At 29.3% G+C, this 25,966-nt stretch carries 30 protein-coding genes, 2 tRNA genes and 1 riboswitch; of the genes, 26 read left to right on the forward strand and 6 right to left on the reverse strand.

Annotated elements, in window-relative coordinates; all coding sequences use genetic code 11:
• Positions 1-509: 509 nt before the first annotated feature.
• From rpmH to ACAG39_07550, 17 genes are all read left to right on the forward strand, one after another.
• Positions 510-644: a 50S ribosomal protein L34 gene (gene rpmH, locus ACAG39_07470; protein ID MEZ0537081.1), complete on the forward strand. Its 135-nt coding sequence runs from the start codon at positions 510-512 to the stop codon at positions 642-644.
• A gap of 27 nt (positions 645-671) precedes the next feature.
• On the forward strand, positions 672-1,085 hold the full coding sequence (gene rnpA / locus ACAG39_07475) for a ribonuclease P protein component (GenBank protein ID MEZ0537082.1): 414 nt from the start codon (positions 672-674) through the stop codon (positions 1,083-1,085).
• On the forward strand, positions 1,082-1,309 hold the full coding sequence (gene yidD, locus ACAG39_07480) for a membrane protein insertion efficiency factor YidD (GenBank protein ID MEZ0537083.1): 228 nt from the start codon (positions 1,082-1,084) through the stop codon (positions 1,307-1,309). Before rnpA ends, yidD begins: the two co-directional genes overlap by 4 nt.
• 33 nt (positions 1,310-1,342) lie before the next feature.
• The gene (locus ACAG39_07485; GenBank protein MEZ0537084.1) at positions 1,343-2,320 is read left to right on the forward strand and encodes a YidC/Oxa1 family membrane protein insertase; all 978 of its coding nucleotides are present in this window, start codon (positions 1,343-1,345) and stop codon (positions 2,318-2,320) included.
• 27 nt (positions 2,321-2,347) lie between these two features.
• Positions 2,348-2,968, forward strand: coding sequence for an RNA-binding cell elongation regulator Jag/EloR (gene jag / locus ACAG39_07490; GenBank protein MEZ0537085.1), 621 nt, complete (start codon positions 2,348-2,350; stop codon positions 2,966-2,968).
• A gap of 80 nt (positions 2,969-3,048) precedes the next feature.
• Entirely contained in the window at positions 3,049-4,416 is a 1,368-nt protein-coding gene (gene mnmE / locus ACAG39_07495; GenBank protein ID MEZ0537086.1) for a tRNA uridine-5-carboxymethylaminomethyl(34) synthesis GTPase MnmE, read from the forward strand.
• A gap of 10 nt (positions 4,417-4,426) precedes the next feature.
• On the forward strand, positions 4,427-6,307 hold the full coding sequence (gene mnmG, locus ACAG39_07500) for a tRNA uridine-5-carboxymethylaminomethyl(34) synthesis enzyme MnmG (protein MEZ0537087.1): 1,881 nt from the start codon (positions 4,427-4,429) through the stop codon (positions 6,305-6,307).
• 18 nt (positions 6,308-6,325) lie between these two features.
• Positions 6,326-7,042: a 16S rRNA (guanine(527)-N(7))-methyltransferase RsmG gene (gene rsmG, locus ACAG39_07505; protein MEZ0537088.1), complete on the forward strand. Its 717-nt coding sequence runs from the start codon at positions 6,326-6,328 to the stop codon at positions 7,040-7,042.
• Between the two features lie 111 nt (positions 7,043-7,153).
• Positions 7,154-7,960, forward strand: a complete 807-nt coding sequence (gene noc / locus ACAG39_07510) for a nucleoid occlusion protein (protein ID MEZ0537089.1) — start codon at positions 7,154-7,156, stop codon at positions 7,958-7,960.
• Positions 7,961-8,049: 89 nt separating this feature from the next.
• Positions 8,050-8,823 (forward strand): ParA family protein, encoded by a 774-nt coding sequence (locus ACAG39_07515; protein MEZ0537090.1) that lies wholly within the window; start codon positions 8,050-8,052, stop codon positions 8,821-8,823.
• A gap of 12 nt (positions 8,824-8,835) precedes the next feature.
• Positions 8,836-9,645 (forward strand): ParB/RepB/Spo0J family partition protein, encoded by an 810-nt coding sequence (locus tag ACAG39_07520; GenBank protein ID MEZ0537091.1) that lies wholly within the window; start codon positions 8,836-8,838, stop codon positions 9,643-9,645.
• Positions 9,646-9,691: 46 nt separating this feature from the next.
• The gene (locus tag ACAG39_07525; protein MEZ0537092.1) at positions 9,692-10,204 is read left to right on the forward strand and encodes a DUF4446 family protein; all 513 of its coding nucleotides are present in this window, start codon (positions 9,692-9,694) and stop codon (positions 10,202-10,204) included.
• Between the two features lie 47 nt (positions 10,205-10,251).
• The gene (locus ACAG39_07530; protein MEZ0537093.1) at positions 10,252-11,343 is read left to right on the forward strand and encodes a SpoIIE family protein phosphatase; all 1,092 of its coding nucleotides are present in this window, start codon (positions 10,252-10,254) and stop codon (positions 11,341-11,343) included.
• Between the two features lie 15 nt (positions 11,344-11,358).
• The gene (locus tag ACAG39_07535; GenBank protein ID MEZ0537094.1) at positions 11,359-12,399 is read left to right on the forward strand and encodes a hypothetical protein; all 1,041 of its coding nucleotides are present in this window, start codon (positions 11,359-11,361) and stop codon (positions 12,397-12,399) included.
• A complete protein-coding gene (locus tag ACAG39_07540; protein ID MEZ0537095.1) occupies positions 12,396-13,025 on the forward strand; it encodes a CvpA family protein in 630 nt (209 codons plus the stop codon). The genes ACAG39_07535 and ACAG39_07540 overlap by 4 nt, the downstream gene beginning before the upstream one ends.
• 16 nt (positions 13,026-13,041) lie before the next feature.
• Positions 13,042-13,881, forward strand: a complete 840-nt coding sequence (locus ACAG39_07545) for a fumarate hydratase (protein ID MEZ0537096.1) — start codon at positions 13,042-13,044, stop codon at positions 13,879-13,881.
• Between the two features lie 35 nt (positions 13,882-13,916).
• Complete coding sequence (locus ACAG39_07550) at positions 13,917-15,026, forward strand: glycoside hydrolase family 172 protein (GenBank protein MEZ0537097.1); 1,110 nt, start codon at positions 13,917-13,919, stop codon at positions 15,024-15,026.
• Between the two features lie 32 nt (positions 15,027-15,058).
• Here the strand turns inward: ACAG39_07550 and thiT are convergent, their stop codons facing one another.
• The 3 genes from thiT to ACAG39_07565 all read right to left on the reverse strand — a co-directional run bounded on the left by thiT (position 15,059) and on the right by ACAG39_07565 (position 16,425).
• The gene (gene thiT / locus ACAG39_07555) at positions 15,059-15,691 is read right to left on the reverse strand and encodes an energy-coupled thiamine transporter ThiT (GenBank protein ID MEZ0537098.1); all 633 of its coding nucleotides are present in this window, start codon (positions 15,689-15,691) and stop codon (positions 15,059-15,061) included.
• Between the two features lie 63 nt (positions 15,692-15,754).
• Positions 15,755-15,860, reverse strand: a riboswitch (TPP riboswitch).
• 29 nt (positions 15,861-15,889) lie between these two features.
• A complete protein-coding gene (locus ACAG39_07560) occupies positions 15,890-16,165 on the reverse strand; it encodes a DUF2442 domain-containing protein (GenBank protein ID MEZ0537099.1) in 276 nt (91 codons plus the stop codon).
• Positions 16,166-16,173: 8 nt separating this feature from the next.
• Positions 16,174-16,425 carry a DUF4160 domain-containing protein gene (locus tag ACAG39_07565; GenBank protein MEZ0537100.1) on the reverse strand — a complete coding sequence of 84 codons (252 nt, stop codon included), beginning with the start codon at positions 16,423-16,425 and terminating at the stop codon, positions 16,174-16,176.
• A 180-nt stretch (positions 16,426-16,605) separates the two neighbouring features.
• On the opposite strand from ACAG39_07565, the gene ACAG39_07570 reads away from it, so the two are divergent.
• Positions 16,606-17,349: a carbon-nitrogen hydrolase family protein gene (locus ACAG39_07570; protein ID MEZ0537101.1), complete on the forward strand. Its 744-nt coding sequence runs from the start codon at positions 16,606-16,608 to the stop codon at positions 17,347-17,349.
• 119 nt (positions 17,350-17,468) lie between these two features.
• On the opposite strand, the gene ACAG39_07575 is transcribed toward ACAG39_07570, so the two are convergent.
• A complete protein-coding gene (locus tag ACAG39_07575) occupies positions 17,469-18,434 on the reverse strand; it encodes a sugar phosphate isomerase/epimerase family protein (protein MEZ0537102.1) in 966 nt (321 codons plus the stop codon).
• Between the two features lie 317 nt (positions 18,435-18,751).
• On the opposite strand from ACAG39_07575, the gene ACAG39_07580 reads away from it, so the two are divergent.
• The 5 genes from ACAG39_07580 to ACAG39_07600 all read left to right on the forward strand — a co-directional run bounded on the left by ACAG39_07580 (position 18,752) and on the right by ACAG39_07600 (position 23,516).
• Positions 18,752-19,219, forward strand: a complete 468-nt coding sequence (locus ACAG39_07580) for a sigma-70 family RNA polymerase sigma factor (GenBank protein ID MEZ0537103.1) — start codon at positions 18,752-18,754, stop codon at positions 19,217-19,219.
• Between the two features lie 3 nt (positions 19,220-19,222).
• A complete protein-coding gene (locus ACAG39_07585; GenBank protein ID MEZ0537104.1) occupies positions 19,223-20,308 on the forward strand; it encodes a hypothetical protein in 1,086 nt (361 codons plus the stop codon).
• Positions 20,309-20,372: 64 nt separating this feature from the next.
• On the forward strand, positions 20,373-21,287 hold the full coding sequence (locus ACAG39_07590; GenBank protein MEZ0537105.1) for an ATP-binding cassette domain-containing protein: 915 nt from the start codon (positions 20,373-20,375) through the stop codon (positions 21,285-21,287).
• Complete coding sequence (locus tag ACAG39_07595) at positions 21,271-22,140, forward strand: ABC transporter permease (GenBank protein MEZ0537106.1); 870 nt, start codon at positions 21,271-21,273, stop codon at positions 22,138-22,140. The genes ACAG39_07590 and ACAG39_07595 overlap by 17 nt, the downstream gene beginning before the upstream one ends.
• A 95-nt stretch (positions 22,141-22,235) precedes the next feature.
• Positions 22,236-23,516, forward strand: a complete 1,281-nt coding sequence (locus ACAG39_07600; protein ID MEZ0537107.1) for an adenylosuccinate synthase — start codon at positions 22,236-22,238, stop codon at positions 23,514-23,516.
• A 163-nt stretch (positions 23,517-23,679) separates the two neighbouring features.
• On the opposite strand, the gene ACAG39_07605 is transcribed toward ACAG39_07600, so the two are convergent.
• Positions 23,680-24,102, reverse strand: a complete 423-nt coding sequence (locus tag ACAG39_07605) for a hypothetical protein (protein MEZ0537108.1) — start codon at positions 24,100-24,102, stop codon at positions 23,680-23,682.
• A 154-nt stretch (positions 24,103-24,256) separates the two neighbouring features.
• On the opposite strand from ACAG39_07605, the gene ACAG39_07610 reads away from it, so the two are divergent.
• Both ACAG39_07610 and ACAG39_07615 read left to right on the forward strand, forming a co-directional pair.
• Positions 24,257-24,332: transfer RNA gene (locus tag ACAG39_07610), tRNA-Lys, on the forward strand.
• 5 nt (positions 24,333-24,337) lie between these two features.
• Positions 24,338-24,413, forward strand: a tRNA-Glu gene (locus tag ACAG39_07615).
• A 58-nt stretch (positions 24,414-24,471) separates the two neighbouring features.
• Here the strand turns inward: ACAG39_07615 and ACAG39_07620 are convergent.
• Positions 24,472-25,200 carry a class I SAM-dependent methyltransferase gene (locus ACAG39_07620; GenBank protein MEZ0537109.1) on the reverse strand — a complete coding sequence of 243 codons (729 nt, stop codon included), beginning with the start codon at positions 25,198-25,200 and terminating at the stop codon, positions 24,472-24,474.
• A gap of 124 nt (positions 25,201-25,324) precedes the next feature.
• On the opposite strand from ACAG39_07620, the gene ACAG39_07625 reads away from it, so the two are divergent.
• Positions 25,325-25,960, forward strand: coding sequence for an MBL fold metallo-hydrolase (locus ACAG39_07625; GenBank protein MEZ0537110.1), 636 nt, complete (start codon positions 25,325-25,327; stop codon positions 25,958-25,960).
• Positions 25,961-25,966: the final 6 nt, after the last annotated feature.

Here is a 25,966-nt window from a genome sequence, read left to right on the forward strand (position 1 = left end):
TACTTGTGGATAACCTAAAATAATGATAAAAAAATTAATGCCTAATATTTACGGCATTTATCCACAAAGTTATCAACATATGTGGATAAAAATTTTCACAATCATTAATTTTAAGATGAGCATATATAAATATATCAAAAAAAAGTACTCCATTCAATAAAAATTATTTTTTTATTTTTTATAAATCCACAGCAAATTAAATTTTAACATACTGTTGAAATACTGTGGATAAAATCTGTGGATATGTGGATTTTTAATGTTTTTTATTTATCCACAGTGTATAACTTGATATATCTCTTTAACAAATAATAAATGTTTTTTTTCAAGAAGAATTATATGAAAACAGTTGGAAATGATATAAAGGAGAATAATAAAATTAAATTTAAAAAGGTACAAGCTTGAATTGACTTTTTAGTTTCTTTTAGAGTATAATATAGTCTGTTTAAATATGAAGATAAATAAATTTATCTATAAAATAAAAATGAATTTTTTAATGGAGGTGGGATAATATGAAAAGAACATTTCAACCACACAACAGAAGAAAACAAAAAACTCATGGTTTTAGAATTAGAATGAGAACAAGAAATGGCAGAAAGGTTCTCCAAAGGAGAAGATTAAAGGGAAGAAAAAGACTTGCTGTATAAAAGACCACGCAAGATATGTGGTCTTTTTTGCATGTAAAGATTGTTAAGGAGCATATGATTATAGATATGAATATTATATCTATTAAAAAAAATAAGGAATTTGAATATATCATAAAAAGAGGTAAATTCTCTGCTCAAAAAAAGATTGTAGTTTATGTTTTAAAAAATAACTTAAAATTTAATAGATTAGGAATAGCTATTAGCACAAAATTTGGCAAAGCAACTGCTAGAAATAGACTAAAAAGAATTATTAAAGAATGGTACAAAAAAAATATGGAAAAATTTCGTATAGGTTATGATATAATAATTGTTGCAAGAAAATATGGAAGTGAAAAGGTAAAAGCAAGAGAGTTATTTTACAATGACTACGAATATGAGCTAAAAATGGCATTTCGAAGATTAAATTTATACAAGAAAAGAATATCCGAGGAAGAAAAATGAAGATTTCAAAGTATGTGCTTTTTCCAATAAAAATATTAATAAGAATTTATCAAAGGTATATTTCACCATATAAACCTCAAAAAAGTTGTAGGTTTTATCCAACTTGTTCAGAATATACATTACAAGCAATAGAAAAATATGGATTTAGAGGTTTATGGCTTGGTCTTAAAAGAGTATCAAGATGTCATCCTTTCAATAAAGGTGGTTATGATCCATTAAAATAGGATAATATATAAAAAATAGGGAGGAAACTTAATTTGACACCTACATGGCTTGATTTTTTAGCAATTCCGTTAGGAAGATTATTAAAATTTATATATGATGCTCTTCATGCAATACATTTGCCAGGAAGTTATGGAATATCAATTATTATACTTACTTTACTTGTACGATTCATTTTAATGCCACTTTTTATAAGACAGATACAATCAACAAGTAAAATGGCTGAAGTTGCACCAAGGCTTCAGGAAATTCAAAAGAAGTATAAGAATGACCAACGAAAGTTGCAGGAAGAGATGATGAAGCTTTATCAGGAGACTGGATATAATCCTGCTGGTGGTTGTTGGCCAATGCTTATTCAGCTTCCTGTTTTTATGGCTCTTTATTATGTATTCCAAAATCCTCTTGTATATGTTGTTGGGAAAACGCATCAATATGTCAATACTTTAGTTCATGGCTTAACTGGATATAATATAACAAATACCATCATCGCTGAAGCCCAAAAATATATTGATATGAGTTTCTTTGGACTTAATTTAGCACGTAAAGAAACAATTATTTTACCAATACTTAATGCTTTATCATCATATTTTTATGCGGTATATTCTCAAAAGAGTCAACAAAAATTTAATCCAACAGCTAATCAAATGAGTAACCAAATGCTTTCTTCTATGAATTTAGTATTTCCTGTAATGTCTTGGTTTATTGCACTACAAGTTCCAGCAGGTTTGATTATATATTGGATTACAACTAACCTATTTTCTATGTTCCAACAGTATGTTGTAAATACTTTAGTTTATTCAAAACTACACAAAAAAGAAGAAGTGGCTATAAAGAATCAAGAAACTGTTGAAGAGCAAAAAGATGAAGAAGAACAAGAAAGTAATGAAAATGAAGAAAATGAAAATGTAGAAGAAGAAAAAGAAAATGAAGAAAAGAAAGAAGAAGAAAGAAGAAAGGAATTAGAAAAACTAAGACAGCAATTACAGCGTGGTAGTGGGAAAAAGAAAAAATAACCTAACTCAAATGGAGGAAAATGAAATATGAAATGGGTTGAAAAGACTGGTAAAACTATTGATGAAGCTGTAGAAGCAGCACTTTTGGATTTAAATGTTGAAAGATCAAAGGTAGAAGTTGAGATTATTGATGAAGGATCAAAAGGAATATTGGGAATTTTTGGATCCAAACCAGCTAAGGTTAAGGTTATTGTAAAAGAGGACATTAAAGAAATTATTGGAAACTTTCTTACTGAAGTATGTTCAAAAATGGGTGTAGAGATTTCAAATATGACATTTAATGAAGATGATGAATACTTAAAGATTAACATTGAATGTAGAAAAGCTTATATTATTATAGGAAAAGATGGAGAGGTTTTAGATTCATTACAGTATTTAGCTGGAGTTGTAGCTGGAAAACATAAGGAAAGCAACTTGAAGATAATATTAGATTGTATGAATTATAGGAAAAGCAAAGAAGAAAGCCTTAAAAGGTTTGCCTTAAATATGGCTGATAAGGTTGTCAAAAGTAAAAGAAGTATTAAATTGAAACCTATGACACCTTATGAAAGACGTATTATTCATACAGCTTTGCAAAATCATAAGTTTGTTACAACATATTCTGAGGGTGAAGAACCTTATAGAAAAGTAGTTATTTCGTTAAAGTAAAAAATTCAAGGCAGGGAGATTTGTTTTCCCTGTCTTGTTTTATAATAAACATATACTTTTTTTAAGAGAGGTTATAACAAATGGAATTTGATACAATAACCGCAATAGCAACACCTATTGGGGTTGGAGGCATAGGTATAATTAGAATTTCAGGACATAATGCTTTTGAAATTGTAGATAAGATATTCAAAAGTGATAAGTATAAGAGCATTTATGATGTTAAAAATAGATTTGCAACATTAGGTTATGTAGTTGACAATGATGAGATTGTTGATGAAGCTATTTTTATTAAATATAAATCCCCGTATTCATATACAAAAGAAGATGTTGTTGAGATACAAAGCCATGGTGGCCTTGTAGTTTTAAAAAGAGTATTAGATCTTTTGATAAAAAATGGTGCTAGACATGCAATGCCAGGTGAGTTTACAAAAAGAGCATTCTTAAATGGAAGAATTGACCTCGCACAAGCTGAGGCTATCATTGACATTATAAACTCAAAAACAGAGTTACTTCAAAAGAATGCAACAAAACAGCTTACAGGTACATTATCGTCAAAAATAGAAGAAATAACTAACATATTAATTGATATTTTATCAATAATAGAAGTTAATATAGATTTTTCAGAACATGATGTTGATGAGATTAATTTTGAGCAGATTGAAGCTAATCTAAAAAAAGCAAAAGATAAAATAGCAAAATTACTAAAATCTTTTGAATCAGGTAAAGGTATAAAAAGTGGTATATATACTGTTATTGTAGGTAGACCTAATGTGGGGAAGTCCTCCTTACTAAATAGGTTACTAAAAGAAGAAAGAGCCATTGTAACTGATATTCCTGGAACAACTCGTGATGTTATTGAAGAGATTTTAGATATAGAAGGCATACCTATTGTTCTTGTGGATACTGCAGGTGTTAGAGAGACTGAAGATGTAGTTGAAAAAATTGGTGTTGAAAGAACACTAAGAATGGTAGAAAGAGCAGATTTAGTTTTATTTGTAATGGAAGCTGATAATATACTTGAGGATGACATAAAGATATTTAATGAGGTTAAGGATAAAAAGGTAATAATAATTGTAAATAAGACAGATAAGGGAATATTAATTACGCAAAAGGACCTTAAGGATTTATTTAATAGGGAAGGTATATTTATCTCTTTATCAAAAGATGAAAACCTTTCACAAATTGAAAAAGCTATAAAAAATGCAGTTATTGAAGGGAATATAGAAGCTTTTGATGAAGTATTAATTACAAATTTGCGACATAAAGAATGTTTGCAAAGAGCATATGATGCAATAGAATCAAGTATAGATCAACTAAACAATATGCCACTTGATATTATTTCAATTGATATAAAAAATGCTACAAATAGTTTATATGAGATTATTGGTGGTAATGTAAATGAAGACATGCTTGATAGAATTTTTTCATCATTTTGTATAGGGAAATGAGGTGATTTTTTTGGAATTTATAGCAGGAGAATATGATGTTGCTGTCATTGGTGCAGGACATGCTGGAATAGAAGCAGCACTTGCGTGTGCAAGATTAGGAATAAATACTATAATGTTTGCAATAAATTTAGATTCAATTGGAAATATGCCATGCAATCCAAGTATCGGTGGTACAGGTAAAGGCCATTTAGTAAGGGAGATTGATGCTCTTGGTGGAGAGATGGGAAAAGCTGCTGATGCAACAGCTATACAGATAAGAATATTAAATAGAGCTAAAGGTCCAGCAGTATATTCTTTAAGAGCTCAATGTGATAGATCAAAATATAAGATGTATATGAAGAGTGTAGTGGAAAGGCAACCTAATTTGGATATTAGACAGGGTGAGGTATGTGAGATTTTAGTTGATGATAACTCAGTATGTGGTGTCAAACTTACAACAGGAGCTATTTTTAAGTGCAAAGCTGCAATCCTTGCAACAGGGACTTTTCTTGGTGGTAGAATAATAATTGGCCAACACTATTACCCTGGTGGTCCCGATGGTATGCACCCAGCAAATTATTTGACAGAAAATTTAAAATCTCTTGGAATTGAGATGATGAGATTTAAAACAGGTACTCCTGCAAGGGTTCATAGAAAGTCTTTAGATTTAGAAAAAATGCAGATTCAAAATGGAGATCTTGATATAACACCATTTTCATTTGAAAATGACAAGATTGATATTGAACAAGTTCCTTGTTATTTAACATATACAACAGAACAAACACATAAAATAATTAGGGATAACCTTCATAGGGCACCTCTTTATAGTGGTCTTATAGAAGGAGTAGGGCCAAGATACTGCCCTTCAATTGAAGACAAGGTTGTCAGGTTTGCTGATAAAAATAGGCATCAAACATTTTTAGAACCAATGGGAATTGATACAGAAGAGATGTATGTTCAAGGAATGTCTACATCTCTTCCCGAAGATGTTCAAATAATGATGTATAGAAGTATAATAGGACTTGAAAATGTTAAAATTATGAGACCTGCTTATGCAATTGAGTATGATTGTATTAATCCATTACAACTTGAGCTAACTTTGCAGTTTAAAAATATAAAAGGGCTTTTTTCAGCCGGGCAAATAAACGGAACATCAGGTTATGAAGAAGCAGCAGCACAAGGAATTATTGCAGGTATCAATGCATCTATGTATATAAAAAATAAAGAAATGTTAATACTTGATAGGTCTCAGGCATATATTGGTGTATTAATTGATGATTTAGTAACAAAAGGGACTAACGAGCCTTATAGAATAATGACATCAAGTGCTGAATATAGATTAATATTAAGGCAGGATAATGCTGATATAAGACTTACTGAAATTGGATATAGAATAGGATTAATATCTGAAGAAAGATACAAAAGATTTTTGAGTAAAAAGGAACAAATACAAAGAGAGATTGAAAGGTTAAAAAATACTAATATTTCACCATCTGAAAAGGTAAATAAGTTTTTAGAAAGATATGGTTCATCTCCTATACAAACAGGTGTAAAACTTTCTGATTTATTGAAAAGAACAGAATTGAGTTACGAGGTATTAAAAGAGATTGATGATAAAAGAGTTGAGTTACCAATATGGGTAAAGGAAGAAGTTGAAATTGAAATAAAGTATGAAGGATATATTAAAAAGCAGCTTCAACAGGTTGAACAGTTTAAGAAATTAGAAAATAAAAGATTACCAAACTGGATTGACTATAATAAGATAAATGGGCTATCAAGAGAGGCTCAAGAGAAGCTTAATAAAATAAAGCCAAAATCAATTGGCCAGGCTTCAAGAATTTCTGGTGTAAAGCCTGCTGATATATCTGTATTACTTATCTATCTTGAGCAAATAAAAAAAGAAAATAATTAAGGGAGCTAAAGAAATAGGATGATTAATGAAATTGTTAGGTTTTATGGGATTAAAAATGAGGATTTAGTAACAGAACTATTAAAAAGGTACATGCAATTAGTTCTTGAAAAAAACAAGGAAATTAATTTAACAAGTATTACAGATGAAAATGAATTTATTATAAAACATTTTGCTGATTCTTTATCCTTATTAAAGTATATTGAGTTAGAATTAGAAGGAAAAGAAAAAGTAAAGGCAATTGATATTGGGACTGGTGCAGGGTTTCCTGGTGTAGCAATAAAGATTGCTGAGCCAAGAATATCTTTAACTCTTGTTGATTCAATTAGGAAGAAGTGTGACTTTTTAAGTGATGCAATATATAGAATTGGATTATCAAGTATTGAAGTTATTTGTTCCAGAGCAGAGGATTTATCTAAAAAGGAAAATTATAGAGAGAAATATGATATTGCTTTTGCTCGAGCTGTTGCAAGATTAAATGAACTTGTTGAGTATACAATACCTTTTGTAAATATAGGTGGTATATTTTTAGCTCAAAAAGGGAGCCAGGCAGATGAAGAGATAGAAGAAGCTAAAAATGCAATAGAAATATTAGGTGCAAAAATTGAAAAAGTTGAAAAATTAACCCTTCCGAATTCTAATGAACAGAGAAGTATAATTGTTATAAGAAAATTTCGTCAAACACCGACAAAATACCCAAGAAAAACAAACCAAATTGTAAAAAATCCAATTAAATAACAACAAATTAATCTAATAATATCATTAATTGTCTGAAAAAATTTTTGAAATATAAAAATTGTTTTAGTAAAATATAATAAACAAAAAAATTACTTAGGGAAGGGATAAACAATGCAGCTTCTTATGAAACTTCAGAGAAGCGAGGCTCATGAAAAGATACCTATAGATAAAATTCTACCAAATCCATATCAACCGAGATGCAATTTTGATCAGAGGCTTATAGAGGATTTAGCAAAATCTATTAAAAATTATGGGCTTCTTCAGCCTATTGTAGTAAGAAGGCAAGGAAATAATTATTTTTTGATTGCAGGGGAAAGAAGGTTGAGAGCGTGCAAATATTTAGGTATGAAAGATATTAATGCTATTGTAATAAATGTTAGAGATGAAGAATCTGCTGTTTTAGCATTAATTGAAAACATACAAAGAGAAAATCTTGACTTTTTTGAAGAGGCACAAGGATATAAACAATTAATAGAAGAATTTAAGTTAACTCAGGTGGAGATTGCCAATAAAATTGGTAAAACTCAATCAACAATTGCAAATAAATTAAGACTTCTCAATTTACCAAATGATATTAGATGGCTTATAAAAGAATATAACTTAACTGAAAGACACGCAAGGGCCTTATTAAGATTGAATGATGAAAATGATCAAAAATATATACTTGAAAAAATAATTGAAAAAAACCTTACTGTTAGTGAAACAGAAAGATTGATTAATGATTATTTATTTCAAAAAAAAGAAAAAAAGCATATGAAGATAGCTATGAATGATTGCAAGGTTGTTTTTAATACAATAAAGAAGGCACTCAAGATTTTTCAAAAAGCTGATATTGTTTATAATATAAGTGAAAGACAAGATGATGAGTATTATGAAGTTGTTGTTAGAATAAATAAAAAATCCCCGCAACCACTTTAGAATAGTTCTAAAGTGGCTTTTTTTTGTTCCACGTGGAACATTTTTGTGTTATAATTTTAATAAAAACAACTACTAAAGGATGAAATGACATGGGAAGAATAGTATCAGTAGTTAACCAAAAAGGTGGTGTTGGGAAAACTACCACATGTGTTAACTTAGCAGCAGCTTTATCGCAATTCAATAAAAAGATTCTATGTATTGATATGGACCCACAAGGTAATATGACAAGTGGTTTTGGAATTGATAAAAAAAAGTTAAACAATACAGTTTATGATGTTTTGATAAATGAAATTGATATAAACGATGCTTTGATTAAGACAAAATTCTATGATCTACAATTAGTTCCTTCTAATGTTGATTTAGCTGGTGCAGAAATAGAACTTGTTTCAAAGATTGCCAGAGAATATAGACTAAAAAGTAAAATTGACTTAATTAAGAATAATTATGATTACATATTTATTGATTGCCCCCCATCTCTTGGATTGCTTACATTAAATTCTCTTTCAGCATCAGATGCTATTGTTGTCCCAATACAGTGTGAATACTATGCATTAGAAGGTTTATCACAGCTTATTAGCACAATTAATTTAGTCAAAAAACACTTGAACACCTCTTTAACAATAGATGGCGTTGTTCTTACAATGTTTGATTCAAGAACAAATCTATCAATTGAAGTTGTTGAAGAAGTTAAAAGGTATTTTGGTGAAAAGGTGTTTTTGAGTATTATTCCAAGGAATATTAGACTTTCTGAAGCACCAAGTTTTGGTATCCCAGGCGTTATATATGATCCTGAGTCAAAAGGGTCAAAGGCATATATCCAATTAGCTAAGGAATATATAAACAGATTGGAAATAAATCAGTAAGGGGTGGTTAAGGTGTCAAAAAGATTGGGTAAAGGTCTTGATGCTTTATTTGATGATGAATTACCAGATGAGAATGAGAAGGTTATTGAAATAGATATTGATAAAATAAAGATAAATAATGATCAACCAAGAAAATTTTTTAACCAAGATGAAATAGAGGCTTTAGCTTTATCTATAAAAAATTATGGACTAATTCAGCCATTAATTGTGAGAAAGGAAAATGATGATTATTTGTTGATAGCAGGTGAAAGGAGATTAAGAGCTTGTAAAATAGCAGGATTAAAAAAGGTTCCATGTATTGTAAAGAACTATGAAAAGGTTATGGAGATAGCATTAATTGAGAATATACAAAGACAGGATTTAAACCCTTATGAAGAAGCATTAGCTTTTAAAAAACTTATTGAACAATATGGATATACTCAAGAAGAACTATCAAATAAATTAGGCATTTCAAGAGCTAAGATTGCTAATAGTATAAGAATATTAGGAATTGGTGATGAGATAATCAAATTGATAATAGATGGTAAAATAACCGAAGGTCATGCAAAGGTTTTATTATCAGTTGATGATAATGAGAAAAGAGAAAAACTTGCACAAATGGTTGTTGACCAAAATCTTTCAGTAAGGTCATTAGAAGAATTAATAAAAAAGGAAAAAAAGAATAAAGCAGAGGATTTGGTTCTAAAAGAGGTTGAAGAAAACTTAATGAAATTATTTGGCCTTAAGGTAAAGATAACAAAGAAAAATAAAAAAGGAAAAATTGAAATACAATTTTCTTCAGAGGATGAATTAGAAAAAATAATTTCAATGATTATGCCTTAATTGTTCCACGTGGAACAATATTAATTCAATAAAGGAGGATACATAATTGAAAGACTTTATTAAAACTTACTCAAATGAAATAATACTATTGCTATTAGGATTAATATTCTTAGTTATTGTTATTAATCTTTATATATCAAGCAAATATAGAAGTATAAAAAGAAGGTTTGTAGATTTAACTAAAAATCAAGATTTCAAATCCCTAGAGGAAGTCATAAATAGTCTAACAAATAGAGTAGCATCACTTGAAGAACAAAATAAAGTTTTAAACAATAACCTTAATATCTTAAAACAAAATTCAAAACTTGCAATACAAAAATTGGGGATAGTAAGGTATAATGCATTTGATAATGTAGGTAGCAATCTAAGTTTTGCGTTAACATTACTAGATGCAAACGATAATGGAGTAGTTCTAAATGAAATTTACACAAGAGAAGGATCAACAATTTTTGCAAAGCCTATTGAAAATGGTACATCAAAATATCCATTATCAGCTGAAGAAATACAATCATTAGATATTGCCAAAAAGAACTTTTACTTAAGCGAAATAAGAGAGTAAAGGGGGGAAAGCTCTTACCGTTAGGTAAGAGAATGGATATGGAAGAGATGAGCAAAAAAACATTTCCAAAAGAATATTTTGAAAGTGTTTTAGATGGAATGTTAGATTTAGTTAGAGTAATATCATTAGATGGAACAATTATTTTTAATAATAATAGAATGAAAGAAGAATTTGGGGAAACTGTTGGGAAAAAATGTTATGAAGTTTTATGTAAAACACAAAGATGTGATGAATGTATTAGTGTTAAATCTATTAATGAACAAAAAAGATTTATGAAATATGAACGATACGAAGATAAGATTTATTATGTAATAAGTTCACCAGTTTATAATAATGAAAGTAAAATAATTGGTACTGTTGAGGTTTTTAGAGATGTAACAGAACAAAGAAAGATGGAGGAAAGGCTTAAAAGACAAAATGATATTCTAAAAAGAGATGTTGAATTTGCAAAAAGACTTCAGCAGCAGCTTCTTCCGATAATTCCTAAAACAGAGGGATATAGAATTACATATACATATAAGCCTTGTGACAGATTAGGTGGAGATTTCTTAGATGTAATAAATTTAGACAATAAACTACTCTTTTATGTTGCAGATGTTGCAGGTCATGGGCTTTTGGCATCAATGGTAACAATATTTGTAAAGCAAAGTTTAATTAAAAATGCACATGAATCAAAAGATAAAGATATAGAAACTATTATAAAAGGCGTTCTGCAAGATTTTATAGAGATGAATTTTCCCTCTGAAGTATATATTACCTTTGTTTTAGGTATGCTTGATAAAGAGTCAGGGAAAATTAAACTTTTAAGTGCTGGTCATGTCACAGAACCAATTGTTGTGCATTCTCAAAGGAAAATAAAGGTCATAAATTTATCAGGCCAGCCAGTAGCCTCTATTGACTTAGGACAAAATTTTGAAGTTAAAGAAGTTACTTTAAATGAAAAAGATAAATTAATTCTATATTCTGATGGATTAATTGAGAGTAAAAATAAACAGGGTGAAATGTATGGTAAGAAAAGATTAATTAAAAGGTTGATAAGTATAAAAAATATAAATGCTGAGTTATTAGTTAGAGATATAAGAAATTTTGCTCATGAAATTGATGATGATATAACAATTTTAATAATTGAAAAGATCTAAAAGAAGAGTGATAAAATGAGGCTGATTAAGTTTATATATAAGCTTATGTTATTTATTGCATTATTTATATCAGTAGTGTTTGTATCTGATCAGCTTGGATTTTCTTTGTTAAGCGTTGATAAAATAAAAGGATATGAATATTTTACAACAATACACCCAAAATATGAAATTAACGATGCTGCAAGAATTGAAGAAGGTATATTGTTAATATCAAAAAACAATATTGGTATTTTTGCAAATAACAATATTGATTGGTATAAGCTAAATTTAGAAAGATTTAGACTATTCACCAATACAAAAATAGCAGTTATACAAGATTTAGATAAAAATGTTCTTCATGTTATTAAGGGAAATAAATTATTTGATTTAACCTATACACTTAAAATTAGCAAACTAAGTGTAAATAAATACGGATTTATTTTAATATTAACTGATAACAAAGATAATTACATACTAACATATGATAATAATCTAAAATTGACTTTACATTTATCTGTAAGAGAAGATATTGTTGATGCTGATTTTAATAACAAAAAGATTGTAGCAATACTAAGGACAAAAGATCAAGATCAAAAAAGCTATATCAGCTTTATTGACAGAAGAGGGATATATAAATCAAAGGAACTAGATGAGAAGTTTATCAGGAGCTACTTAATAGAAGATCATCTCTTGTGCATGGATAGAAAAGGGCAGATAATGGAAATTGACCAATTTATAAAACCTCAGAAAACCTATATAAAAGTAAAACAACAACTAGAATATTTAGATGGAAGTTATTTATTATTCAATAGTTTAGGACAGGCTTTAATTTTTAACCAAATAACAGATTCATTTACAACAAAACAAATTGAACATTTTGACAAACTAATATTGAATCAAGAAAATATTATTCTTATTAACTCTTCAAATGCATATTTATTTTCAAAAATGCTTAACAAAATAAAAAAGATAGATGATAATTTATATAATGTAAAAAAGATTATCATAATTAATGATAAAATTTACTATATATATAACAATAGAATAGAAGTAATGAAAGAGAGGATTGGTTTATGATAAATCAGAGTGATATTATTTTTTTAATTATTATTGGAATAGGTGCTATAATAGGATATAAAAAAGGGTTATTAAGAATGCTATTCGATTTTGGATCATATATCATTTCATGGTTTATTGCACTTATTGGTTATAAAATTGTAAGCTCAATTCTTTTATCTTCAAAGCCCATAAAAGATGCTCTATATAAATTTGTTTCAGACAAGGTTATACTAAAGAATGAAGTTATGCCAACAGTACCTGAACTATTCAAAAGCTCAATAGAGCAAGCAAATAATGCTATTAATAAAACGCTTCAGGATGCAGCAGTAGTTATATTAGCAAATTTTTTAGCAATAATCATAACATTTTTTTTAGCAAAGATAGCCATTATGATAATAAAAAATACATTTGGTTTCTTAAGAAAAGTACCTATATTAGGAACAATTGATGGAACAGGAGGATTAATAGCAGGTATTGCAATTGCACTAATGTTTACATATATATTTTTGGCTATAATTTATTTCTTCCCTAATGCTGAGATTTTTAAAGGAATGCAAGCCAATATTAAAAAATCAATGTTTGTTGAAATACTATATAATAATAATGTTGTAGTAAATCTTTTAAAGGGATACATTAAAGTGTAACGAAGGAGAAATTATAATGAAAAGAATTATCAAGATTGAAGACATAAAAGAGAAGATATACAACTTAATTGTTGAAGCAAATTATATACTGCCAGATGATGTATGCAATAAATTAAAAGAAGCACAGCAAATAGAAGAAGATGTGCCCAAAAATACACTTGATATATTAAATAAGAATATTGAGCTTGCAAAAATAAAAAAAAGACCAATATGTCAAGACACTGGTATGGCTGTGTTTTTTGTTGAAATTGGAGAGGAAATTGTATTAGAAGGCTCAATAACTGATACAATATTTGAGATGACAGAGAAGGCATATAAAGAAAACTATTTTAGAAAATCAGTTGTTAAAAGTCCAATAGAAAGAATAAATACAGATAACAATTTACCACCAGTTATACACTATGAAATTATAAAAGGTGATAAATTAAAGATATATTTTATGCCAAAAGGTTTTGGTAGCGAAAATAAAAGTAGATTAGTTATGCTTAATCCTGCTGATGGAACAGAAGGGATAATTAATTTTGTTGTTGAAACGGTAAAAATAGCAGGCTCTGATCCTTGTCCACCCGTTGTTGTTGGGATTGGTGTAGGGGGGACTTTTGAGAAAGCAGCTATTCTTTCAAAAAAGGCGTTGTTAAGAAAAATAGGACAAAGGAATGAAAAGCCATACATAAAGGCTCTTGAAGAAGAGATTTTAAAAAGAATAAATTCTCTTGGTATAGGGCCAGAAGGGTTCGGCGGTAAAACAACTGCACTTGATGTTTTTATCGAGGAGTATCCAACACATATTGCAGGCCTTCCTGTAGCTGTAAATATTTGTTGCCATGTAGCAAGGCATGGAGAGATTATTATATAATGATTGTGTAATTAATAATTTATGGGGGGATTATTATGTTTAGTCCGCTAAGTAGTCTTTTTCAAATAAGACAAGCAAAAACAAAGAGGATATCTTCCTATGATAAAACAGGAGGGAATGCTGATTGTATTAGTATTTCACCAAAAGAAACAAAAAGTATCTTTGAAATTGAAGGTTCGGGTATAATCAGGCATATATGGATTACACTTGATTCAGATGATAACATGATACTTAGGAATGCAGTGATTAGAATGTTTTGGGATGGAGAAGAAAATCCAAGTGTAGAATCACCATTGGGAGATTTCTTTGGACAAGGATGGGGTGAACACTATAATTTTATTTCATTACCATTAGCTGCAGCTCCTTCTGGGGGAAGAGCATTAAATTGCTATTTTCCAATGCCATTTTCAAGACACGCAAAGATTACCATAGAAAATCAATCTGAAAAGCCTATAAAGAGCTTTTATTTCAATATAGATTATGAAGAATACAATTCAATTCCTGAAAATTATGGGAGATTTCATGCATGGTGGAATAGAGAGATAACTAAGCCAGGGGATATAGGTGAAAATGAATGGCAAACATTAGCACCATATCAGGTAAACCCAAGTGACAAGGATAATTATCTATTCGCAGAGATTGAGGGACAAGGACAATTTGTAGGTATTAATTACTTTGTTCATAGTCCAACTCCAATGTGGTATGGTGAAGGCGACGATATGTGGTTAATTGATGGAGAAGAATGGCCAGGTTCATTACATGGAACTGGCACAGAAGACTTCTTTAACGGTGCTTGGTGTCCAAATGAAATATATCAACATCCTTATTTTGGATATGCAAAAGTTCCTAATCAATTTGGATGGTTGGGAAAAACTCATTGTTATAGATTTTTTGTAGAAGACCCAATTGTTTTTAATAAATCGCTCAGAGCATCAATTGAGCATGGGCATGCAAACTGTCTAACTCTTGATATATGTTCTGTTGCATATTGGTATCAAATAGAACCACACAAGAAGTTCCCAAGTTTGCTACCAATTGAATTAAGACAAAATATGCCTGACATAACTGTATCAGATATTCATATATGGAGAGATGCATGGAGAAAACTAAAAGGTTACAATAAACTTTGGGGAAATGAAAAATAGATCAAAGGAGAGGAGCTAATCAGCCTCTCCTTTTACATATTAGATATAATTCTATCAATTGATTTTCTAACATTAGGAATATAGTAAATGATGATGCAAATAATTAACTCTGGTAATATATATGAAATATTATATACAAATGAGTAGTAAATAGGATTCATACCCTTAGGGGCATATTCAGCAAAAAAGATAAACCCTGATAAAAAATGTGCTAAGAATCTCATTAGTCCACCGAATAAGATACCTAATGGGAGATTCTTTCTAAATAAACCAGCTAAGCCAAGAACTCCAAAAGCAATAGGGTAATCAAGTAAAAGCTGAACCCAATGTACAACATAAGCATCTTGTATTAACTGAAGAATACCTAACCCTATTCCTGCAGCAATACCAGCAAATGGTCCAAATATATACGAATATACAAAAATAGGCAACATGCTTGCTAATGTAATTGAACCACCTTGTGGCATTTTGTAAACTCTTATATAAGAGAGTATAAAAGAAAGAGCAATAGTAAGGCCACCATACACAATAGATTTTGTGTTAAATTTTAGTCTATTTCTTCCTAATATTAAGAATAAGCATACTAAGACTAAAACAACCAAGATACCAATTGTTTCTGGTTTCAATTCAGAAAACTTTTTAAAAATTTCAAAGAAACCCTTCATAACAAAAAACCTCCTACAAATAATATTTGCCGTAGGAGGAATGCTTTTTGACAAAATGAGAGTGTAAAATTTACCTTGCTCTCCCTACGCTAGCATTACCTAGTGCAGGTTCTAAGGGTCTATGCTTTAAAAAGCATACTCTCAGCAAAAAGCTCCCCCGGCTTTCAAATGTAATTATATATATAATATCACTTAAAATCAACTCTTATATTCTTCACCATTTTCCCAAAGTTCAGATTCAGGAAGATCTAAATATTCATTCCAACTAACACCATAACCGCCTGGTTCAACTTTAACTAATTGGAAAATAGCTTTGTCTAGTAAATTTGAATAAGTTTTGTCTTGCTCAATTAGTCTTTTAACATTATATTCTTTAGATACTCCGTTATCAAAATGAATAATTAATGTTAATCTTTCTAAATCAGGTTTTACATTAATAATTTTTGGATATATCTTTTTATTATTAAAAACCATAAAATCACCTACTTTAGAGGTTCTAATTTTTTAAGTGTTTTTGTTTCCCACATTTTTTGTAATTCATCTTTATACATTGAAGCCCATTCAATAACTAATTCTTGTGCACGATTAGGTAAATCTCCTTCAATCATCTCTAACGTTTTTATTTCAAAAACGCCATTATATTCACCATAAATAGCATGAAAGTGAGGAGGATTATGTTCATTCTTGAAAAACATTTTTATGATAATACCATAAAAGCGTGTTATTTCGGGCATATTAATCACCATACTTTTATATTTTTCTATATATTATTATAAATTTATAAATACATTTATTCAATAGATTGCATTTTTACTAATAAATATGCAATAATGAAAATAATAAATAATAATCAAAACAGTATTATACTAAACATTTTATATATCATTAATTTTCACATTTTGGAGGAGAAAAAGATGATTGTAGCTGCTGCTCAGATAAGCATTAATAATTCAATAGAAAAGAATTTTGAAAAAATTGTCTCATTTATAGATAAAGCAAAAGAAAACTCTTGTGATATTATATGTTTTCCTGAAATGAGTCTAACAGGTTACAATAAAGAAGTTTTATCTGACATAAATCTTAATAATAAAATTAATAATTATCTATATACTATACAGGAGATATCAAATAAAAACCAGATTGCTGTAATTATTGGTTATGGATATATTGAAAATGGTAGTTTAAAAAATAGAGCAGGCATTATTTTGCCAAATAAAGACGTGGTTACATATGACAAGATTAATCTTACCAACCTTGAATCACAATTTTTTAGCTCAGGAGAAAAAGTAGTTTCTTTTGAATATAAAGGAGTAAAATGTGGTGTAATAATATGTAGGGATCAAAACTATCCATTGATTACACATAAATTACAGCAAGAAGGTGTAAAGGTTTTATTTATTCTTACTGCACATTATTATAATCCCAAAGAAGCAAGATGGAAAATTGAGAAAAATAGAGCAATTCCTATAACAAGAGCTGTTGAAAACAAATTTTATGTTGTTTTAGCAAATACTATTGGCACTCATATTGGTATGATAAGTTTGGGAAATAGTTTGATAATTGAGCCTGAAGGGAATGTAGTTGTAAGTGCAGGAGAAAGCGAAGAAGCACTACTTTGTTATGAACTTCAGATGACAAATATTTCACAATACATATAAAAAGAGAATAGAGAGTGAGGATACATCCTGTTAGATAAAATGTAGCTTATGGAAAACGAAGTGATGTAAGTACAAAATGAGCCAACAAGAACCGTCCCCATTGGCATAATGTGGTGGGGTTATGCCCACCACATTTCTCCTCTTGGTTCAAATGCTAATACTTCTTTTAAGAATTTAACAGCTTTTTCAAAGCCTTCTCTTGCTGTCATTAAGCTATCTTCATGTTCGATTGAAAGTACATAGTCATATCCAACCATTCTTAATGTACTTATAATATCTTTCCAAACTTGATAGTCATGGCCATAACCTACTGATCTAAATATCCATGATCTATTTATTTCATCCCCATAATGTTTTGTATCAAGAACACCATGTGTTTTTGTATTTATTTCATCTATCTTAGTATCTTTTGCATGGAAGTGATATATTGCACCCTTTAACTCTCTAATTGCATATACAGGGTCAATTCCTTGCCAGAATAAATGGCTTGGGTCAAAGTTTGCACCTATTACATCACCAACAGCATTTCTAAGTTTAAGCAAAGTCTCTGGGTTATATACACAAAAGCCTGGGTGCATTTCAAGAGCAATCTTATTTACACCATGATCCTTTGCAAACTTAACAGCTTTCTCCCAATATGGTATTAATACTTCATTCCATTGATAATCTAATATCTTCAAAAAATCATCTGGCCAAGGGCAAGTTACCCAGTTTGGATACAATGAGTTCTTGCTATCACCAGGACAACCGGAGAATGTAATAACAGTATCAATGCCAAGTTTCTCAGCAAGTAAAACAGCATTTTCAAAATCCTTATGGAAGGCATCAGCAATATCTTTTTGTGGATGAACAGGGTTACCATGAGTTGATAAAGCAGAGATCATAAGATTTCTTTTTTCAAATGCCTCTTTAAATTTCTTAAGTTCTGCTTCATCTTTTAATAAAACTTCAGGGTCACAATGTGCTTTTCCTGGGAATCCGCCACAGCCAACCTCAACAGCTTGTACCCCTGTTGATGCTATATAGTCAAGTGCATCTTCAAGCTTCATATTTCCGAATAAAACACCAAAAACACCAAGCTTCATTATAAATCCTCCTTGTAATATTATTTTGAAATATATCAACTGGTAATTACACCAATTGAATGCACTTTGAAAGTATAACTTTATATTATTTAGCTATGTGTTAGTCAAAAAAATTCATTCTATTATTAATTCTATAGTATTCTTAGGAATTATTATATTTCATAAATGGTTATTTTATTATGTTTTTTTGGCAAAAAAATCTTCTAAAAATAAAATATTCTATGCTAATAATTTATCACAAAAAGAATTTTTTTTGTAATAAAAATTATTTTTATTTTGTTTATAATAATAGAAAGCAAACAAAAGAAATGGGGGGTTTGAAGCTGCACTTTGATAAGATTTATAGTAAATACTTTGACAAAGTAAAAAATCATATAAGATATATCATTGGTGATGAGAAGGACTCAGAAGATATTGCACAGGAGGTTTTCATAAAGATGTATTCAAATCCCCCAAATGACCAAAATATTGCTGCATGGCTTTTTACTGTTGCTAAAAATCTTTCAATAAATTTTTTAAAGTCAAAAAGCAGTAGAGAAAAAAGGGAACAGCAGTATTTTTTAGAACGACCACAGCTTACAACATTAAGCTATAACTTTATTGAAACAAAAGAGATTCTTGAAAAGTTAAATGAAATGGATAGAAACCTACTTATATTAAAGTTTTCAGGATATTCATATGATGAAATATCAAAGATACTTGACATTGATAAAAAACAAGTAGGTGTAAGAATTTTAAGAGCACAAAAGAAATTTAAAAAGATTTATGAAGGAGAGGAGGGATAAATGATGAAATGTATAGACGAGGGAGAACTACAAGCATATATTGACAATCAAGTAACATTTTTTGAAAAGATTTTAATAAAACTTCATCTTCTTTTTTGTAAAAATTGCTCTGAAAGATATAAAGAAATAAAAAATCTCAATTTATTTATGGAAGCTAAGATGTCTTTTGGTAATAATAAAGAAATAGGAGGTATAAATAATATGAATAAATTTAGAAAACCAATTGCTGCTACAGTTGCATCAATTCTTGTCTTAGTGATACTGATATTTACACCAGCAGGAAAGGCTTTATCAGATGCTCTAAATATTTTTAGAGTAAGCAATATAAGTACAATAAACCTAACTAACAATGATATCAATACAATTGTAAACAAAATTAATGAAGTAGGAGAAAAGAATATTGATTTAAAGCAATATGGGAAAATAGAGGTTGAAAATGAGGGAAATCAAGAAATACAAAGCTTAAGCCAAATGGCTACATTAGAAGCTGAAAACAACTTTAAAGTTAAAATACCAAATCTTGAAGGTAAATATAATGATTTCTATCTAACATCAGGATATTTTGAAAAATCTAAAAAGCTAACATTTACACTTAATGTTGACACAGTTAATGATCTTCTTTCAACATTAGGGGCAGGGAAACTATTACCACAAGAATTAAATAATAAAACATTTAAAGTGAAGCTAAACAACAGCATATACTTGAATTTTACTAAAACAAACAGCGATAATAGCCAAATATATTTCTCCTATATGCAGGTAAAAAGTCCAGAGCTGACATTACCAGAGAATGTAGATGCTAATGAGATAAAAGATGTACTTTTATCACTGCCTTTTATACCTGAAAATATTAAAACGCAAATTAATGCTATAAAAGATTATAAGCATACCCTACCAATACCAGTTTTGAAGGATACTCAAACAACCCAGGAAGTAAATGTAAATGGGCAAAATGGGATTTTGATTGAGGATAACAAAACAAGTGATAAGGTGCTTATTTGGGTTGATAGTGATAACAATATATACACAATAAATTCATCTAATCTTTCTAAGGAAGACATTATTAATTTAGCTTATTCTGTTAAGTAATAATTGGAGGCTACCCAAATATTCAAATGTGGTAGCCTCTAAGGTGTTATAAAGGAGGTATATGATGATTTTAAGTACTGACAATTTAACAAAAATATATAGTACCAAAAAGGGTTGCTTTGATATTGATATAGAGATTCCATCGCCTCAGATATTTGGCTTATTAGGGCCTAATGGAGCTGGTAAAAGCACTCTTGTTAAAATGCTTGTTGGTTTACTTATTCCTACATATGGTAATGCCTATATACTTGATAAAAGTATTAGTGATGTTGCTTCAAGAAAATACATTGGATATTTACCAGAAAACTTTAAGCTTCATGATTGGCTCACAGGGTATGAGGTTTTGGAATATCATTCAAGGCTTCTTGGTATAAAGCAGAACAAAAATCTTATTTATGATTTACTTCATCTTGTTGGTCTTTTTGAGCATAGAGATTTTAAAGTAAAAAACTATAGCAAAGGAATGCAACAAAGGCTTGGAATTGCAGTAGCTCTTATAGGGGACCCCAAAATTGTATTCCTTGATGAGCCGACATCGGCACTTGACCCAATTGGAAGAATTGAAGTAAGAAATATAATTTTAAAACTTAAAAATAATGGAATAACTGTGTTTTTAAACTCTCATTTATTATCTGAGGTTGAAAAAATCTGTGATAGCATTGCAATAATAAATAAAGGTAAAGTAATAGCCAAAGGAAAGATTGAAGATTTTACAAACAATAATATAAAAATATATGCTAAGGTATCAAATATTAATGAAAATTTAATTGACTACCTAAATAATCAACAATACAAATTTTCTGTTCAGAATCAGAATATAATTGAGATTTTTGTAAAGAACAATGAAGAAATTCCTAAAATAAGTAGAGTATTAGCTAACCAAACAGAATTATATGAGCTTAAGAAAGAGGAACAACTTGAAGATATCTTCATAAAGCTTCTTGGAGAGGAGAATATCTTAAATGGGAACAATAATTAGATATTCATATAAAGAGATGATTAGGAAAAAGATTTTTTTAATAACAGTTGTTTTAACAATTGCATTTTTAGCTTTGTATGGCTTTGGAGTGTATGAGATAAACAAAGAGATTATGGCTCATACTTCAAATATGCAAGATGCATCTACAATGATGATGAGAAGTGCACAATCAATATTCTATATATCGTTTGGGCTTTATTTTTCATACATGCTTGTTGCTTTTTTAATAATATTTGCAGCATCAGGGATTATATCATCTGATATTGAAAATGGAACAATACAGACAGTTTTAACAAGGCCTATATCTAGAGAAAAATATCTATTTGGAAGATTTATGGGTTATTTTCTTCTTGTTTTTTTGTACAGTATCTTTGTATTTTTATCAATAATATTGATAAATAAATTTTTTGGAATAAGTCTAAATTTAAAGACCATTAACATTATAAAAAGCATTTTAATATTTTCGATTATACCTATAACACTTCTAAGTATAACTACATACTTTAGCACAAAGATTTCAACATTAGGAACAGGAATAATAATTATTATCCTTATGGGATTATCGATGGTTGGAGGTATGATTGAGGAGGTTGGATATGTTATTTCAACTCAATCCCAAGTAGGGGATAGACTAATTAAGGTGGGGATAATAACAAGTTTAGTTATACCTGTTGATAATATATATAGAGAAACCTCAAGACAGCTTTTTGGGGAAGGGCTTTTAGCTTTTTCGTCATTTAATCCATTTTCGGGAACATCAACACCAAGTATATTTATGAAAATTTATTGGTTTTTATACATTTTAATATTTATTTTTTTAGCTTTAAAAAGCTTTAGAAAAAAAGATATCTAAATGAATTAAAAACCCTATAAATTGCCCTGCTAATTTGTTATAATATACATGCAATGTATATTGGTAAATATATGGTTAGAAGGAGTTTGATTTTAATGACTTTTGTAAGAGCAATTGTTGGAACGCAGTGGGGCGACGAGGGTAAAGGCAAAATAGTTGACTTTTTGGCAAAAGAAGCTGACGTTGTAGTAAGGGCTCAAGGCGGCAACAATGCAGGTCATACAGTAGAAGCTAATGGAGTTACTTATAAACTTCATTTAATACCATCTGGTATTCTTTACAAAGAAAAGCTAAATATTATTGGAAATGGTGTTGTTGTTGATCCCAAATCACTATTAGATGAAATAGAAAATCTCGAAGCAAAAGGTATTTCAACAAAAAACCTTAAACTTAGTGATAGAGCTCATTTAGTTATGCCTTATCATAATATATTAGATGAAGAAATTGAAAAAACAAGAGGCGATGAAAGTCTTGGAACAACTAAAAGAGGTATAGGCCCTGCATACACTGATAAAGCTGAGAGAACAAATCTAAGGGTTTGCGATATATTAGATGAAGAAGAATTTATTCAAAAGCTTAGAAATGTTTATGAAAGAAAGAATAGAATACTAACACAGGTTTATCATTATACACCTATGAAGTTTAGTGATATATTAGAGAAGTTTATGGTTTACGGTGAAAAATTAAAACCATATATTGAAGATACCATACAGCTTTTACAAGACAGAATAAAAGAAGGTAAAAAAATACTACTTGAGGGTGCTCAAGCTACTATGCTTGATTTAGACTATGGGACATATCCTTATGTTACATCATCACATCCAACAGCAGGTGGATTTTGCACAGGTGCAGGTATTGCTCCAAAACAGATAAACGAGGTTGTTGGTGTAGTAAAGGCTTATACTACGAGGGTTGGTAAAGGGCCATTTCCTACAGAGCTTTTTGATGAAACTGGGGATATGATTAGGGAAAAAGGCTTTGAATATGGTACAACAACAGGAAGACCAAGAAGATGTGGCTGGCTTGATTTAGTGGTTGTAAGATATGCAAGTTTAATTAATGGTATTGATAAGATAGCATTAACAAAATTAGATACATTATCAGATATTCCAAAACTAAAGATATGTGTTCAGTATGATTATAACGGTAAGACATTAGATTTATTCCCAGCATCACTAAAGGTTGCAGAGGATTGCAAACCAATTTATAAAGAGTTTGATGGCTGGAGCCTTGATGAAATCAAAAAGGCAAAATCATACGACGAGCTTCCAGAAAACGCAAAGAGATATATTGAGTTTATTGAGAAAGAAACCAATACAAAGGTGTGGTTAATAGGAACTGGTGCAGGCAGGGAAAGTATAATTGTAAAGGATTAATTTAAAATAAATTGGCTGTTCCATAGACTTGGGGCAGCCGTTTTTTTTTAAATAAATTTATGTATAAAATATGCTCTAATATTTTCATTATAATAATAAATTGACAGGGAAATATTTCAAAAGTTTAATTGATTATTAATTTTATATAAGCTAAATTGTAATTTTAATTTGCCTTTTTTAGAAGTCTAATTGCAATTTCATGTTCAGCTAACCATTCACGATAGATATCTTGGCTTTTTATAATAAAATCAAATTTTTTATTTACCTCTTCTCTAAACATTCTCATTTCTGTTTGAAATTCAGTAAGATTTGCCACTTGGTCATATACAATATTCATTCTTCTATTTAACTCTTTTGACTCTTCTTTAAGGATAGAAACATCAGATTTAAGGGTAGCAACATCAGATTTAAGGATTTCAACATCGGATTTAAGGGCAGCGACATCAGATTTAAGGATTTCAACATCATTTTTCAATGTAGCAACGTCAGCTTTAAGAACATTTACATCATTTTTAAGTGTAGCAACATCAGACTCAATATTACTTATTTTCGAAAGTATCAGTTCCAATATCTCCCTATCACTCATAACATTACCTCCAATTTTCAAAATTCATTAAAATTATTATATAATAATAAAAAATCAATTTCAAAAATAACTTTTTTAATAAATTAATTGGGAAAATAAACCATTTACAAACCTATTATTATCTGTTATAATAATAAACCGTTGTGGCAATCTTGGGCCATTAGCTCAGCAGGCAGAGCACCAGCCTTTTAAGCTGGGTGTCCCGCGTTCGAGTCGCGGATGGCTCACCATTTATGGCCCCGTGGTCAAGAGGCCTAAGACACAGCCCTTTCACGGCTGTAACAGGGGTTCGAATCCCCTCGGGGTCACCAAAACAGAAAAATATAAGGCTATCCAATATGGGTAGCCTTTTTGTATTTTGGGGAGGTTTTATTTTTCACAAACGCCAATAAGCATAAATGAGTTTCTTATATCAAAGACATTTCCTAAGTAATCTCCATAATAATTTAGGTTTTTATATCCCGCGTCTTTAAGTAAAGTATCTATTTCATTAAATAATATTGGCCTTAAATAAACAAAGCTTTCAAAACTTTCTTTTAAGTTTGTATCATTTTTTGTAATTCTGCCTATAAATTTAATTAAATTATCTTCAAATACATATTTTCTTTCAAAGATTATGGAATTATTTAATGCTGATAATGAAGGTAAAGAATTGATTTGAAGATTACAAATCCTATCATAATTAAGTATTTGAAATATAAACATATCAGATGAAGTACTTATATCTATTATAAGATTTTTCAAATCATTCTTATTTAATATATGAACAAGAGAATTACCAATACATAATATGGCATCAAGTTTTTCAAAAACATGATTTTTAAAATTTAGCATATTATCATTTATTATTTTGAACTTATTTTTAATAGTCTTTTTATTTATCTTTTTTCTAAATTTATCAAGTAAGTCTTCACTCAAATCTATACCAGTACAAGATATGCAAGTTTCAGATAATCCAATTAATATACTACCTGTTCCACAAGCTAAGTCTAAAACTTTTGAATTTGGTTTTATTCTTGTCTTTATAAATGAAATCTGATTTTCATCAAATTTAAAAATATCATCATAGTACATAGAAAGCATTTTATAAAATTCCATAAAGTTATAACCTCCTTTAAATATATATTCCCATTATTTAAAAAATTAATTGAGTTTTGTAATAAAAAAAGATATAAAATTAATATATAATATACTTAAGTATTTTTTAAGGGGTGGTTATGTTATGAAAATTACATATTTAGCCCATGCAAGTTTCTTAATTGAATTTGGAAATGGAACTAAGGTACTAACCGACCCATATGATGCATCAGTAGGATATACAGTTTTCGATGTTGAGGCTGATATAGTTACAACTTCTCATAAACATTATGACCATGCATATACAAATAAGGTAAAAGGTGATTTTACATTAATAGACAAAGAAGGACATTATGACATAAAAGGAATAAAAATTCAAGGTATTAAAGCTTATCATGACAATGTTTTAGGTAAACAAAGAGGAGAAAATATTATTTTTACTTTTGAAAGTAGATTCAAAGTGGCACATCTTGGTGATTTAGGACATACGCTTTCAACTGATATATCAGATAAGCTTGGCCAAGTAGATATTTTGTTAATTCCTGTTGGCGGAGTTTATACAATTGATGCCAAGGCTGCATATCAAGTTGTTGAAACTATAAAGCCTAAGATAGTTATTCCTATGCACTACAAGACTGAAAAACTAAAATTTGATTTAGGCAAATTAGAAGATTTTACAAGGTATTTTCAATATGTTGATATAACCGGTAAAGATACTATCGAAATTGATGGACTTCCTAACAATAGGCCTTATGTTTACGTTTTAAAACATAGGGGATAAAAAATA

This window comes from Caldicellulosiruptoraceae bacterium PP1 (assembly GCA_041320695.1).
Classification (GTDB): Bacteria; Bacillota; Thermoanaerobacteria; order Caldicellulosiruptorales; family Caldicellulosiruptoraceae; genus JBGGOQ01.

Excerpts from the sequence above, each read along its gene's own strand:
- ACAG39_07565 (MEZ0537100.1), bottom strand. The coding sequence starts at position 16,425 with ATGCCCGAAATAACACGCTTTTATGGTATTATCATAAAAATGTTTTTC.
- ACAG39_07620 (MEZ0537109.1), bottom strand. The coding sequence starts at position 25,200 with ATGGAATTTTATAAAATGCTTTCTATGTACTATGATGATATTTTTAAA.
- ACAG39_07530 (MEZ0537093.1), top strand. The coding sequence starts at position 10,252 with ATGAGCAAAAAAACATTTCCAAAAGAATATTTTGAAAGTGTTTTAGAT.
- noc (MEZ0537089.1), top strand. The coding sequence starts at position 7,154 with ATGCAGCTTCTTATGAAACTTCAGAGAAGCGAGGCTCATGAAAAGATA.
- ACAG39_07595 (MEZ0537106.1), top strand. The coding sequence starts at position 21,271 with ATGGGAACAATAATTAGATATTCATATAAAGAGATGATTAGGAAAAAG.
- ACAG39_07605 (MEZ0537108.1), bottom strand. The coding sequence starts at position 24,102 with ATGAGTGATAGGGAGATATTGGAACTGATACTTTCGAAAATAAGTAAT.
- ACAG39_07540 (MEZ0537095.1), top strand. The coding sequence starts at position 12,396 with ATGATAAATCAGAGTGATATTATTTTTTTAATTATTATTGGAATAGGT.
- ACAG39_07585 (MEZ0537104.1), top strand. The coding sequence starts at position 19,223 with ATGAAATGTATAGACGAGGGAGAACTACAAGCATATATTGACAATCAA.
- ACAG39_07600 (MEZ0537107.1), top strand. The coding sequence starts at position 22,236 with ATGACTTTTGTAAGAGCAATTGTTGGAACGCAGTGGGGCGACGAGGGT.
- rsmG (MEZ0537088.1), top strand. The coding sequence starts at position 6,326 with ATGATTAATGAAATTGTTAGGTTTTATGGGATTAAAAATGAGGATTTA.
- mnmE (MEZ0537086.1), top strand. The coding sequence starts at position 3,049 with ATGGAATTTGATACAATAACCGCAATAGCAACACCTATTGGGGTTGGA.
- ACAG39_07575 (MEZ0537102.1), bottom strand. The coding sequence starts at position 18,434 with ATGAAGCTTGGTGTTTTTGGTGTTTTATTCGGAAATATGAAGCTTGAA.
- ACAG39_07550 (MEZ0537097.1), top strand. The coding sequence starts at position 13,917 with ATGTTTAGTCCGCTAAGTAGTCTTTTTCAAATAAGACAAGCAAAAACA.
- rpmH (MEZ0537081.1), top strand. The coding sequence starts at position 510 with ATGAAAAGAACATTTCAACCACACAACAGAAGAAAACAAAAAACTCAT.
- ACAG39_07515 (MEZ0537090.1), top strand. The coding sequence starts at position 8,050 with ATGGGAAGAATAGTATCAGTAGTTAACCAAAAAGGTGGTGTTGGGAAA.
- thiT (MEZ0537098.1), bottom strand. The coding sequence starts at position 15,691 with ATGAAGGGTTTCTTTGAAATTTTTAAAAAGTTTTCTGAATTGAAACCA.
- ACAG39_07560 (MEZ0537099.1), bottom strand. The coding sequence starts at position 16,165 with ATGGTTTTTAATAATAAAAAGATATATCCAAAAATTATTAATGTAAAA.
- ACAG39_07625 (MEZ0537110.1), top strand. The coding sequence starts at position 25,325 with ATGAAAATTACATATTTAGCCCATGCAAGTTTCTTAATTGAATTTGGA.
- yidD (MEZ0537083.1), top strand. The coding sequence starts at position 1,082 with ATGAAGATTTCAAAGTATGTGCTTTTTCCAATAAAAATATTAATAAGA.
- ACAG39_07590 (MEZ0537105.1), top strand. The coding sequence starts at position 20,373 with ATGATTTTAAGTACTGACAATTTAACAAAAATATATAGTACCAAAAAG.
- ACAG39_07545 (MEZ0537096.1), top strand. The coding sequence starts at position 13,042 with ATGAAAAGAATTATCAAGATTGAAGACATAAAAGAGAAGATATACAAC.
- ACAG39_07570 (MEZ0537101.1), top strand. The coding sequence starts at position 16,606 with ATGATTGTAGCTGCTGCTCAGATAAGCATTAATAATTCAATAGAAAAG.
- jag (MEZ0537085.1), top strand. The coding sequence starts at position 2,348 with ATGAAATGGGTTGAAAAGACTGGTAAAACTATTGATGAAGCTGTAGAA.
- ACAG39_07535 (MEZ0537094.1), top strand. The coding sequence starts at position 11,359 with ATGAGGCTGATTAAGTTTATATATAAGCTTATGTTATTTATTGCATTA.